Genomic DNA, 12,198 nt, shown 5'->3' on the forward strand with positions numbered 1-12,198 from the left:
CAACATGAACTTTAAATTAAAAACATCTATTAGCTTAATTGTAAGTAGCTTAGTGCTTAGTACATTAAGTGCGTGTAGCAATAGTAATATGGCTACAAATACGGCAGTAAAAAACACATCCGATAAAATAGTCATTAATAGTACTGAATTTGGTCCAACAGATAACATGCAAGGCTCACAAGCGGCATGGTTAAATAATAACAATTGGTTGCTAGCAAGCGAAAGCAAAGGCTTAGTGTTAGTTGAAAGTGAAACGCAACAAAGCCGCATTATAAAAAAAGGTAACTTTGAAGCGCTTGCTGTCACTAAGCTAACAGCACACTCATTTTTGGTTGCAACTATTGATAACAATCAAGATAACGTTGTTATATTTAAGCTTGAGCACACTCAAAGTGGCTGGGATACAATTGAACTAACCCGCATTAACCCACCACAAGCACAACCCGATACGGTGTGTTTATTTGCTAATAAAGCGAGTGAATCAATATCGGCATTTGTACCTGATGTACGCGGGCTAATTACCGAAACTATTATTTTTGATACAGCGAATAATAAAGCGGTTAACGTAAATGTACGTGAATTTTCTGGCGTTAGTGAGGCGTCGGGTTGTGCTGTAAGTACAACAACAAATACCTTATATGTAAGTGAAAGCGAAGTAGGCATTTGGGCAATAAACGCGAACGCGGAATCGCAAGCAGATAAAAAACCGATTGCTTTAGTCGCCCCCTTTGGAAAGTTAGACAGTGAACTAGGAGCTATTTCAGCTTCGCAAGATGGTATTATCTGGTTTACTAGTACCAAAAACAATACTGTGTATGCTTATGATCCAATTAGTAAAATGCTTAATAACTGGATGTTAAATGGTGACTTGAGCTTGGAATCGGTAGCGGTAAATTACACAAGTAACAACGCGGCAACGGCAGTGCTGTATAACGACGAAACAGGCGCTTATATTAAAAGTACACTACCTGTAACACCTATCATAAAATCATTAAAAACCAGCCCCCAATCAATTACTCAAATAAAGGCAAGTGCACAAACTGCCCCCGTACAAGCGTTTGGTGATGCAGCAGACGATCCGGCAATTTGGGTTAACCCTAAAGATGCAGCAAACAGCTTAATTTTAGGCACCGATAAACGCCGTGGACTAATGGTATACAGCCTAAATGGCAAGCTTGAACAGTCACTTGGAGTTGGTCGTTTAAATAACGTAGACCTGCGACAAAATAGCACGATTAAAAACAGTACCAATACATTAATAACTGCCAGTAACCGAACGCTTAACGGTATTAGTGTATTTACAGTACAAGCTAATAATAGTGTGAAGTACATTGCTGATATTCCTACCAATCTTGATGAAATTTATGGCTTATGTATGTACTCGTCAAATACGGGGAACTATGTATTTGTAAATGATAAATCGGGGCTATATCAGCAATATAAAATCAGTGAGAATAACGAAAAAATAACAGGCAAACTTGTTCGCGAGTTTAACCTACCAAGCCAACCAGAAGGCTGTAGTGCAGATGATGAACTAGGACAATTATTTGTAGGCGAAGAAGATGCCGGTATTTGGTTTATAGGTGCAGAGCCAACGGCAGGCAGTACACCGGTTATGCTGCAAGGTATAAATGAGCAACTTGTTGATGATGTTGAAGGTATGGAAATTTACCACAGCGACAAAACACGTTATTTAGTTGTTTCGAGCCAAGGTGATAACAGCTACGTACTGTATAAAATAAAGAATGGTACTGCGGGCATTAAAACACCTAGCTTAGAGTTTGCAGGTAAGTTTAGTGTAATAAGTGATTTGGTTAATGGTATTGATGGCTCATCAGAAACCGACGGGTTAACAGTAACATCTAAGTCTCTTCCGGGTTATCCTGAAGGTATTTTAGTTGTACAAGATGGTTATAACCGTATGCCACAGCAGCCTCAAAACTTTAAAATAATAGATTGGCGAGAAGTAAAAAAAGCAATTAAGTAGTGCTTATTTAGTCGCCATTATTTTAATGTCGCATTGAGATTACCTTGAAATTGTATAAAAGGCTCATTTGAGCCTTTTATACAATTCTTTGCAGTTAAGTATTAAGTGTAATTAACTCAATGTAATATATATTTTTATACTACAATTTAAGCTCATAAATTAATTGAGATTATAATGCGCCTACTACTTACTTTATTACTAGTTACTTTAAGTGGCTTTGCTGTAGCAGAAGAAGAAAAAACAGAACTACCACCGGTAGACCCCACTTACAATGCTGAGCATCCTATGGCTTTGGTTAATCAAGGCTCATCTATAATTGCGATTAACTTACCTAGTTATAATTCTCCAGATGATGTGCAAGTTGTTTATAAAATAGGAAACCCCGATGTCGCACTCTTAAACTTTGTTAGAAATGCTGAGCTAATCACGGTTAAGCCACAAGCGTTTAATATTCAACATTTAATGCGTGGTGAAGAAATTACGATTATTGCCGATATTTACGAGGGTGATTATCAACAAGGTGGCAGCTTAATTTACTCAAAAAAAGAGCTTGAACTGAGTAAGCAACTGTATGCCAGAGAGCTAAAAGATTTAAGTGAATCATCGCAATGGCAAGATTACGACATGATTAATCTAGGCGGTACTGAGCATATTTATATTCATAAAATTCAACAAGCGCCGAGCTATAACCATCTTATTTTTGTTGATTTAGTTAATGCATGTATGCAAAAGCTTCGTACCTCAAAACGTGTCCCAGCTGAAAATGAGCTTACCTATAAATTTATTAACTGCGGCACGCTTAAACCACTTTATTACAATGCTGATGACTTTAAAAAATAGTTACTTATATTCAGTTATGAGTTTGATCCCTTGCTTCATTGCCTCAACTGATTGCCCTGCAAAGCCTAAGCGAACATAACTATATTGCTTAGGCATTAAACTTCTCACTGAATCAGCAAAGTAAAACTCAGATTCTGCTTGTAAATACACGCTTTTACTTTGCATTGCTTGTTTTATATTACTCGTATTTTTATTTAAGTTAACCCACATTGCCATACCGCCGTCTGGCTTTTTATACTCTATTGGTAGCCCCTGTGATTGCAGCAACGCTAACGTGTTGTCCATTGCTTCATAACGTTGTTTATAGTGTTTAGTCATGCGTTTCAAGTGGCGCTCAAATCCACCTTCTTGCATAAAGTGCGCAACGGCTAGCTGCATAACCACATCATTTTTATGATTCATTAACTGCTTCCATGCGGTTAACTGTGCTAATACTTCAGGAGCTGCACAAATGTAGCCAATTCTAGCGCCTGAGAACATGATTTTAGAAAATGTAGATAAGTAAATAATAATCCCAGCGGGATCGTCCCCAGCCATAGGTTGCAATGGCTGACAGCGATAATGAAACTCGTGATCGTAATCATCTTCAATAATCATTACGCCATACTCATAACATAATTGATAAATTTGCATGCGCCGTGTGGGCGAAAGCGTAACGGTAGTTGGGTATTGATGCAGCGGGGTTAAGTACAGCATTTTTATTGGATATCGTCTAAGTTGCGCTTTTAAGTCATCAACACATAAACCATATTCATCTTGTTTTATATCTATTAATTGCGCGCCACAAGCAGCAAAGGCTTTGCGTGCTGGTGGGTAGCCTAAAGTCTCAACGGCTAAGAAGTCATCTTTACTTATAAAGGCCTTTGAAATTAAAAACAAAGCTTCTTGTGAGCCATTACATACAAGTAAGTCTGATACTTTTAAACTTCTAGTTTTATGTAAGTAATCACTTATCTGAGTTTTTAGCTCACTCACTCCACCTATATCACCATAATGAAGTTTACTGGTATCTAAATGATTAAATACATGGCTCATAGAGCGTTTAAATTCTTTATAGGGAAAGCTATTTAAATCAGGAAGTCCACCTGCGAAATTATATACGTAGTCTTTTAAATTCATTGCCGGAATAGGCACGGCTAACTCTGTAGCAAATTTATAAGGTTTTGGTGTTAAAACTGGCGTGTGATCACAGTTAGCACTGCTTTGAATTGGTAGTGTTTGAGTGACGCTATACCCAGAGCGTTCATGGGATTCTAGCCATCCTTCGGCTACTAATAACTGCAATGCGTTCATTATTGTATGGCGATTTAACTGATACGTTTGCGCCATAACTCGAGCAGAACTGAGTTTTATACCAGGTGCAATATCTCCCTTTACGATAGAACCACGCAAAGCATCTGCAACTTGTATGTACTTAGCTTTGTTTGAGTCATTAAATTCAATATTAAGCGGTTGCATGTTATCCTTTTATAACTGGTATAGCTAAAAAGCCAATTCTGGTTGTTTTTACCAAACCAAATTAGCGTACATTTGTTGCTCGTAAATAGCAAAGCATAGAGGCAACATGTTTACTCAACAGATACATAAAACAAATAAGGTAATTTTAGAGCCATTAAATTATGAGCATTTAAAAAGCTTATATAAAGCTGGGCAACATCCAAAAATATGGGAATGGGTATTAAGCAACTATACAAAAACACCCGAACAGTTAAAGGAATGGTTTACCACCAGTGCACAATTTAATAACAAAGAACAAATTGTATTTGCCATAGTAGACATAGCCAGCAAAGAGGTTGTAGGCACTACACGACTATTTAGATTAGATACGCATAACTTAAGTGCTGAAATTGGTCATACATTTATAAGCCATCACTGGCAGCAAACTTATATTAATACTCACACTAAATATTTACTGCTTAGCTACGCTTTTGACGCGTTGAATTTAGTGCGAATAACATTTAATACCCACGAAAAAAATCAAAAATCTCGAAATGCAATTACTCGACTAGGCGCCCAATTTGAAGGTATAGCCCATAAAGATAGATTGCTAAGTGATGGAAGTTACAGAAGCACTGCAAAATTTAGCATCATTGACGAACATTGGCAGAGCATTAAGTTGCAGTTAGAGGGGAAGCTTTAATGTACCCACCCACACATTTTCAAGAACATAATATTGAACGTTTGCAAGCATTGGTTGAGCAATTCCCTCTAGCGAGTATTTTAATGCCCTGCTCGCAAAGTGACTTAAATAATATATGCCAAGTGCCTGTATTATATGAGCCCTCACGTAATGTATTTATTGCACACGTAGCAAAACATAACCCGCTAGCGCAATGTGATAAACAGTCAGTAAAATTACTATTTAGTGGCGATAACTGTTATCTATCTCCCTCGTATAGTAATAATAAAACACTGCCGAGCTGGCTTTATTCATCAGTACAAGTAACTGCAAATGTGAATATTATTGAAAGCGATAATGAGAAAGACAAAATAATGCGGCAACTAACGAGCCATTTTGAGCAAGGCTTTACGCCAATTTGGAAGATTACTGACGTGCCCAAAAGCAATCGCCAAGCAATGTATCAACAATTAAGCTTTATAGAATTCACTCCCACTCATTGGAGTGGAAACTTTAAGCTAAGCCAAAATAAATCACCAGAGGTAAGAGCACGAATAAAACAAAGCCTAGAACTTGCCAATAAGCGCTCTATTGCAAAACTATTTTAGGCATAAAAAAAGGCCCTTTCGAGCCTTTGGATTAACTTTGGAATAGTTAAAAATTTTTAAATTAGGTAAGCGTTAATAGCTGTGGAGCAACGCTATGATAGTCAACAGCCATAGCAATGCTTAACGCTGTAATATTAATAATTGAAAATGCGAACACTTTACGTGCCCAGCTACTCATATCAATATTACGACGATAACCGCGCAGCGCCATTAGCAACCACCAAAAGCTGGTAATACAAGCAACAGCCATAAAGGCAGCACCTGTGTAGCCAGTAATTGGTAGCAACATCACCACCAATGCATATACAGCAATGTAAAGTACGATATGGCGCTTTGCTTTATCAATTCCTTGCGCTACAGGTAATACAGGAATACCTGCAGCTTGGTAATCTTTAAAGCGAAAAATAGCAATGGCATATGAATGCGGCATTTGCCACAAGCTAAACATGACTAGCAGTATTAATGCGCCCATATCGAACTGCCCTGTTACGGCGCAGTAACCAACTACTGGCGGTACAGCGCCAGAGAGACTACCTACAAAAGTGCCATATACTGAGTTGCGTTTCATGTAGAGGCTATAAACCCCTACATAAATTACGTAGCCAAAGGCTGCAAAAAATACCGCGGCTTGAGTGGTGTAGGCGATAAGTAAACCAAAGCCCACAACACCCAATAAAATACCGTGACTAAGTGCAGCAAAGGCCGACATTTCGCCCGTTACTGTAACCCGCGTACGAGTACGCGCCATGGCCACATCTATGTCTCTATCTATAACATTATTGATAGCGCAACCTGATGCAACCACTAGCGACAAACCAATTAATGTGGCAATCATTAACCATGGGTCTATATCACCGCGCGAGGCAAGTAAAAACCCGCCCGCTACGCTGATCAAATTGCCCATAATAATACCCGGCTTTGTCACTGATAAATAACGACGAAACATCTTCAACTCCTAGTACATCATCATTGCGTTAGATTCATAAATGATCCAAACAGATAACCCAACAACCATTACGATGATCAGAGCACTGAATAGGAATGAAAAAGTACTTGCACGGCCATCTTCGGTGGTAAAATTAAGGTGTAAAAAGTATTTTAAATGCACCCAAATTTGTACGATTGCTAAAGTAACAATGCTCCAAAGCGTTGTTGCTTTTGAGAAGTCACCTTCCATTACCATGTAAAACGGTATAGCAGTTAAAATTACCGATAGCACAAAGCCAATTAAGTAAGTTTTAACACTGCCATGAGATTCATCATGATGATCACTTTGCGTTTGCTTTAACGCATGCGTTTCGCTGTGGCTCATTACATTGCTCCCATTAAATAAACAACGGTAAATACACAAATCCAGACAATGTCTAAGAAGTGCCAAAATAGGCTTAAGCAGCTTAAACGCGTTACGGTTGCTTTACCTAAGCCGCGTTTAGCAACTTCAATCATCATTATGGTCATCCAAATTAGACCCGCTGTTACATGTAAACCATGTAAGCCAACTAATGAGAAAAACGATGTTAAAAAGGCACTTTGTTGTGGACCATTGCCATGCACAATTAGGTGATGAAATTCGTATACTTCCATACCAATAAACACAGCACCTAAACAAAACGTAACAAATAACCAAGTCAGTGTTAGTGCCTTTTTTTGCCCTTGAGCGGCAATCATGGCAAAACCAAAAGTAATACTACTAATCAGTAGTGCTGCAGTTTCTACTGCTACAAAGTCGAGTTCAAAAATATCTTTACCCGATACGCCACCGGCTGTGTTCATAAATAACACAGCGTAAGTGGCAAAAAACGAGGCAAACAGTAGGCAATCGGTCATTAGGTATAACCAAAAACCAAATACGGTATCACCCGAAGTATCGTGGTGATCATGCGCGTGGGCATGATCATCGTGTGATACAGAGTCTAAATTTGCAGAAAGTGTACTCACGCTTTTAACTCCTTAACGCCACTTGAATTATATGCAGCTTCAATGCGTGCAATTTCATCAGGTTGTATATAGTAATCTACATCGCTGGTGTAACAACGTTTGATAAATATGGCAATTCCGCCTACTAGTCCAACAACAGCTAACCACCAAATATGCCAAATCATTGCAAAACAAAATACTGTTAAACTTGCTGCCATTAACACGCCAGCTGATGTGTTTTTAGGCATATGAATAGGGCTGTAGTTTGCTTTATCTTGATATGCTTGACCTTTTTCTTTCATATCGGTCCATGCATCAATATCATCAATATGTGGAATTGTTGCAAAGTTATAAATTTGCGGAGGTGAACTTGTAGCCCACTCAAGTGTGTGGCCGTTCCACGGATCGCCTGTTGTATCGTCAAGCGCTTCACGGTCTCTAAAGCTCACATATAATTGAATTACTTGGCTGATAATACCAAACATAATAATTACAGCACCGCCTGCGGCAATGTATAACCACATGTTCCAATCTGGGTTGTTAGTGTGGTTTAAGCGACGTGTCATACCTAAGAAACCAAGTACGTACAGCGGCATAAATGCTACGAAGAAACCAATAATCCAACACCAAAATGATGCTTTGCCCCATTTTTCATTAAGTTTAAAGCCCATTGCTTTAGGGAACCAAAATACAAAACCGGCCAGGTAACCAAACACAGCACCACCAATAATTGTGTTATGGAAATGTGCAATTAAGAATAAGCTGTTATGCAGTACATAATCGGCGCCAGGAATGGCAAGTAATACACCGGTCATACCGCCTACGGTAAAGGTAACCATAAAGCCAAGAGTCCAAAGTACCGGTACACTTATACGTAATCGACCTCGGTAAATAGTAAATAACCAGTTAAACAACTTAACCCCAGTTGGTACGGCAATAACCATAGTCATTACCCCAAAGAACGCGTTAACGTTAGCACTTGAGCCCATAGTAAAGAAGTGATGTAACCAAACAATAAAGCCTAAAATTGAGATTGCACCGCTGGCATAAACCATCGATTTGTAACCAAACAAACGTTTACCGGCAAAGGTCGAAATAATTTCAGAAAAAATACCAAACGCTGGTAATACTAATATGTATACCTCAGGGTGACCCCATGCCCAAAACAGGTTGATGTACATCATGGCGTTACCGCCCAATTCATTGGTAAAGAAGTGGAAGTCTAGATAACGGTCAAGCGTTAGCATTGCAAGTACAGCAGTTAAAATTGGGAATGATGCTGCAATTAAGATGTTTGCCCATGTACATGCCCATGTAAAAATTGGCATTTTCATTAGGGTCATACCTGGTGCACGCATTTTAAACACGGTTGCTAAAAAGTTTACGGCTGTTAGAAGTGTACCGAGCCCGGATATTTGCAAGGCCCAAATATAATAATCGACCCCCACCCCAGGGCTAAAGGTCAGCTCCGAAAGCGGCGGATATGCCACCCAACCTGTTTTTGCAAATTCACCAAATACAAGCGACAAGTTAATTAAAATGGCACCACTGGCTGTAAACCAAAAACTTAAATTATTTAAAAATGGAAAAGCAACATCGCGAGCACCAATTTGAAGTGGTAATACAATGTTCATTAGACCAATCATAAATGGCATTGCCATAAATATGATCATGATTACGCCGTGGGCAGTAAATATTTGGTCGTAGTGTTCTGGTGGTAAATAACCTGGCGCACCACTGGTAGCAAGTGCCAACTGCGCACGCATCATTATTGCATCAGAAAAACCACGAAACAGCATTATTAGTGCTAAAAGAATATACATTACGCCTAAGCGTTTGTGATCAACAGACGTGATCCAGTCGCGCCAAAGCACGCCCCATTTTTTATACTTTGTAATAAGCCCGGCAATAATAAGCCCAGCTATCGCAATAACCGACATCGTGAACACAAGAATTGGCTCATGAAACGGAATTGCGTCGAGTGAAAGATTACCTAATAACGACATTATTATTCCTCGCCTTGGCTGTGAGATGAAGGCATTGAGTGCTCACTCATTTCATGATGCTTTTTACTCATTTGCCCATGTTCGCCCAATGCATGGTGTTTTTTGTTCATATCGCCATGCGCCTGCATATACTTCATAACAATGGTATGAAATAAGCCGTCATCAACTTTTCCGTAATATGCTACTGGGTTATTTTCACTTGCTTTTGCAAGCTCAACATAATTTGCATGAGTCAGGTTATTAGCGCTTGAATTCGCTTTCACATCACTCACCCACTTATCAAAGTCTGCTTGAGTAGGTGTAGCAATGGCATTAAATTTCATGCCAGTGAAACCTGCGCCGCTGTAATTTGCTGAAAAGCCTTTAAACGTACCTGGCTCATTTGCAATTAAGTGAAGCTTGGTTTCCATCCCAGCCATTGAGTATATTTGACTACCCAATTGCGGAATAAAAAATGAATTCATTGTGCTCTCTGAGGTGATTTTATATTCAACAGGTACATTTGCTGGGAACACTAATTCATTAACCGTAGCAATACCTTGCTCAGGATATATAAATAGCCACTTCCAGTTTAGTGAAACCACTTCAACAGTAAGATGTTCACCTTTACCTTCAATGGGTTTATAGGGGTCTAAGTCTTGGGTAGACTGCCAGGTAATAACACCTAAAATGATTACAATAACAATAGGAACAGCCCAAACAACGGCTTCAATTTTATTTGAATGAGCCCATTTTGGAGCATAAATTTCTTGGTTTTGAGTGTCTCTATATTTCCAAGCGAAATACAAAGTCATCACAATAACGGGAACGACTACAAGCAACATAAGCACGGTTGCGATGATGATTAAATTTTTCTCATCAATGCCTATTTGCCCTTTTGGATCGAGTATCCCGCCTTTACAGCCTGACAACGCCAGCACTGTACTAGCTAAAGCAATATTACAAAGGTTACGAATTAACAAGGGAGTATCCTACAAACCTAGAGTTTCAATTTGCTGCTTAAAATAAAAACCAAAGCAACGATTTTTCAATAAAAACCCAAGTTAACTAGAATTAAATTATAAAAATAAGGGGGCTATTCAAAAAAACCTAAAGCTCATGCCATTAATGACCTAGCAACAAACCCAGCTTTCTAAACGCATTTATATAACGTAATAAAAGTTAACTTGGGTGAGTGGTGGTTGGCTGAAATGTGTTTAAAGAAACACGGAGCTACTTTGTTTTAGCTAACCTTAATTATTTACAGCAAGAACAAATAATTAAAACCAGCAACAAGATGCAGCGTTACAGGCAACCTGTAAAGCTAGGTGGAGCACGACAACCATGTGAAGAGATCACAGGCTGAAGAACTTTAGCCTCGCTAAAAGCAAAGGCTGCTTTACGGAGGATTATGCCAGCACGACGCGCTGGACAAATATGGAACAATAACCAACAAAGGCCAATAAGTAACTGACTTGATATGATCGGATGAGCTAAAAATTGCGCAAGATTAAGTAACAGTGGCTCTACAATAAACCCATCACTTAATAGCGCTTCAAGCTTGAAGGCATCCTCTAGTGCACCGCTTAGCAACATTACAGTATTAAACACTAATAAAGTTATAGCTACACACACGCCCTTGCCTGCTTTATTCAAGCGTTCACACGTCTGCGGCTCGCCAGAGGCAAGTTCCGTAGCTGTATGATGCAAAGAAAGTGTGTTCAAAGACATTAACCTACTAAAATGACTATAACAAAATTAGAGTAATACAGTTTGCAATGGAAAAATTTAAAAAACATTGCTGTTGTAAACCCTAAAACCAGGTGCTAAATACAATCAAATCCAGCTAGCACATATTTACCTAGCGAAAATTGATCCGTATCAACCAAACTTTCAAAACTTACTGAAAGTTCGAACGTGAGTATAACAAAGAGAATTTTCTGTTCAACTAAAAATCAATTAATTTGAGTTAAGCTTTCGAAGCTATTTTGTTAATAAAAAATAACACGATAAAAAACATTAGGTTAGCTAAAATAAAAAACGATTTAAAGAGAAATATTTAATAGGATTATAGGTTTTTAGGAGGGAGTAATAATTGTGTGGCACAAATAAAAACAGCCCAAATTCAGTCACCACCGAACTTGAGCCGCCTTTCACACTGACAACATCTTCACACACAATATAAAGATTCTTGGTTTACACTACGTGGCAATTGTAGGGAATAAAAACAACTCAAGCTAAGTCACCACCGAACTTGAGCTGCCTTTCACACTGACAACATCTTCACACACAATATAAAGATTTTTGGTTTACATTACGTGGCAATTGTAGGGAATAAAAACAACTCAAACTCGTTCTTTATGGAAGTGAATCCACCGAACTTGAGTTGCCTTTCACACTGACAACATCTTCACACACAATATAAAGATTTTTGGTTTACACTGCGTGGCAATTGTAGGGAATAAAAACAACTCAAACTCAGTCACCACTGAACTTGAGTTGCCTTTCACACTGACAACATCTTCACACACAATATAAAGATTCTTGGTTTACATTACGTGGCAATTGTAGGGAATAAAAACAACTCAAACTCGTTCTTTATGGAAATGAATCCACCGAACTTGAGTTGCCTTTCACACTGACAACATCTTCACACACAATATAAAGATTCTTGGTTTACATTACGTGGCAATTGTAGGGAATAAAAACAACTCAAACTCGTTCTTTATGGAAATGAATCCA

11 protein-coding genes are annotated in these 12,198 nt (G+C 38.6%); 4 read left to right on the top strand and 7 right to left on the bottom strand.

Annotation, left to right across the window (positions count from 1 at the left end; translation table 11 throughout):
• Nucleotides 1–4 precede the first annotated feature (4 nt).
• Nucleotides 5–1,987 carry a phytase gene (locus H5090_RS03505; RefSeq protein WP_182695049.1) on the top strand — a complete coding sequence of 661 codons (1,983 nt, stop codon included), beginning with the start codon at nucleotides 5–7 and terminating at the stop codon, nucleotides 1,985–1,987.
• A gap of 174 nt (nucleotides 1,988–2,161) precedes the next feature.
• Nucleotides 2,162–2,827 carry a hypothetical protein gene (locus tag H5090_RS03510; protein ID WP_182695050.1) on the top strand — a complete coding sequence of 222 codons (666 nt, stop codon included), beginning with the start codon at nucleotides 2,162–2,164 and terminating at the stop codon, nucleotides 2,825–2,827.
• Here the strand turns inward: H5090_RS03510 and H5090_RS03515 are convergent, their stop codons facing one another.
• Entirely contained in the window at nucleotides 2,828–4,285 is a 1,458-nt protein-coding gene (locus H5090_RS03515; protein ID WP_182695051.1) for a PLP-dependent aminotransferase family protein, read from the bottom strand.
• Between the two features lie 106 nt (nucleotides 4,286–4,391).
• Between H5090_RS03515 and H5090_RS03520 the strand changes: the two genes are divergently transcribed.
• Together H5090_RS03520 and H5090_RS03525 are read left to right on the top strand one after the other, a co-directional pair.
• Nucleotides 4,392–4,967 carry a GNAT family N-acetyltransferase gene (locus H5090_RS03520; protein ID WP_182695052.1) on the top strand — a complete coding sequence of 192 codons (576 nt, stop codon included), beginning with the start codon at nucleotides 4,392–4,394 and terminating at the stop codon, nucleotides 4,965–4,967.
• Nucleotides 4,967–5,554, top strand: coding sequence for an FMN-binding negative transcriptional regulator (locus H5090_RS03525; RefSeq protein WP_182695053.1), 588 nt, complete (start codon nucleotides 4,967–4,969; stop codon nucleotides 5,552–5,554). The genes H5090_RS03520 and H5090_RS03525 overlap by 1 nt, the downstream gene beginning before the upstream one ends.
• A 61-nt stretch (nucleotides 5,555–5,615) precedes the next feature.
• On the opposite strand, the gene cyoE is transcribed toward H5090_RS03525, so the two are convergent.
• From cyoE to H5090_RS03555, 6 genes are all read right to left on the bottom strand, one after another.
• Entirely contained in the window at nucleotides 5,616–6,500 is an 885-nt protein-coding gene (gene cyoE, locus H5090_RS03530) for a heme o synthase (protein WP_002958102.1), read from the bottom strand.
• Between the two features lie 9 nt (nucleotides 6,501–6,509).
• Nucleotides 6,510–6,866: a cytochrome o ubiquinol oxidase subunit IV gene (gene cyoD, locus H5090_RS03535; protein ID WP_002958101.1), complete on the bottom strand. Its 357-nt coding sequence runs from the start codon at nucleotides 6,864–6,866 to the stop codon at nucleotides 6,510–6,512.
• Nucleotides 6,866–7,492: a cytochrome o ubiquinol oxidase subunit III gene (cyoC, locus tag H5090_RS03540; RefSeq protein ID WP_002958100.1), complete on the bottom strand. Its 627-nt coding sequence runs from the start codon at nucleotides 7,490–7,492 to the stop codon at nucleotides 6,866–6,868. Before cyoC ends, cyoD begins: the two co-directional genes overlap by 1 nt.
• Nucleotides 7,489–9,477, bottom strand: a complete 1,989-nt coding sequence (cyoB, locus tag H5090_RS03545) for a cytochrome o ubiquinol oxidase subunit I (protein ID WP_024596558.1) — start codon at nucleotides 9,475–9,477, stop codon at nucleotides 7,489–7,491. Before cyoB ends, cyoC begins: the two co-directional genes overlap by 4 nt.
• 2 nt (nucleotides 9,478–9,479) lie before the next feature.
• Nucleotides 9,480–10,439, bottom strand: coding sequence for a ubiquinol oxidase subunit II (cyoA, locus tag H5090_RS03550; protein WP_165723814.1), 960 nt, complete (start codon nucleotides 10,437–10,439; stop codon nucleotides 9,480–9,482).
• Between the two features lie 322 nt (nucleotides 10,440–10,761).
• Nucleotides 10,762–11,181: a hypothetical protein gene (locus H5090_RS03555; RefSeq protein WP_002958097.1), complete on the bottom strand. Its 420-nt coding sequence runs from the start codon at nucleotides 11,179–11,181 to the stop codon at nucleotides 10,762–10,764.
• Nucleotides 11,182–12,198: the final 1,017 nt, after the last annotated feature.

The sequence above is a fragment of the Pseudoalteromonas sp. SR43-5 genome (genome assembly GCF_014163835.1).
In the GTDB taxonomy this organism is placed as follows: Bacteria; Pseudomonadota; Gammaproteobacteria; order Enterobacterales; family Alteromonadaceae; genus Pseudoalteromonas; species Pseudoalteromonas distincta.